This window comes from Acinetobacter sp. (assembly GCF_036666595.1).
Classification (GTDB): Bacteria; Pseudomonadota; Gammaproteobacteria; order Pseudomonadales; family Moraxellaceae; genus Acinetobacter.
The window spans coordinates 1-533 of sequence record NZ_JAVWVO010000146.1 but is presented as its reverse complement, the minus strand read 5'-3'; the positions used below and the strand labels follow the sequence as shown (position 1 = coordinate 533).

At 36.0% G+C, this 533-nt stretch carries 1 protein-coding gene; it reads left to right on the top strand.

Features of this window, described 5'->3' with window-relative positions; translation table 11 throughout:
* Nucleotides 1-2: 2 nt before the first annotated feature.
* On the top strand, nucleotides 3-221 hold the full coding sequence (locus RR876_RS17280; RefSeq protein WP_088774088.1) for a helix-turn-helix domain-containing protein: 219 nt from the start codon (nucleotides 3-5) through the stop codon (nucleotides 219-221).
* Nucleotides 222-533: the final 312 nt, after the last annotated feature.

The window sequence follows — 533 nt, the reverse complement described above, 5'->3', positions numbered from 1 at the left end:
CTATCAAACGTAAAGAAGTTAAAGCAAGCCGAGTTACAGAACTCGAATTGCCTGATATTAAAGAAGTACGTGAAAAAACTGGCTTGAGCCAAAATGAATTTGCTGCACGTCTACATATTAGCCCCCGTACCCTGCAAAATTGGGAACAGGGACGACGCTATCCAACTGGACCAGCAGCTACATTGATTCGAATTTTAGATGCTCACCCAAGCCTTATTTGAAAAAATTACTTAAAAAATGGGAGCTTAAGGCTCCCATTTTTATTTCGTATAAGGCGTATTATGTTAATTTTAGAAAATCTTAATCTTTAACTAACATAATCTTCAGTTGATATCACTTGAGCATATGCAAATTCAAAAGCGGCCATTAATGTTGCATGGACATGACCAGCAGGTACTTTAACGCCATTAAATTCCAAGTCAGCTCTGGCCCTAGAATCATTTTTTTAACTTTTCATAACGAAGAATAAAAATAACTCAATGTTTACTTTAGGTTTTATACGCTTTTTCTTTTCAGGAGATAATGCTAGGATC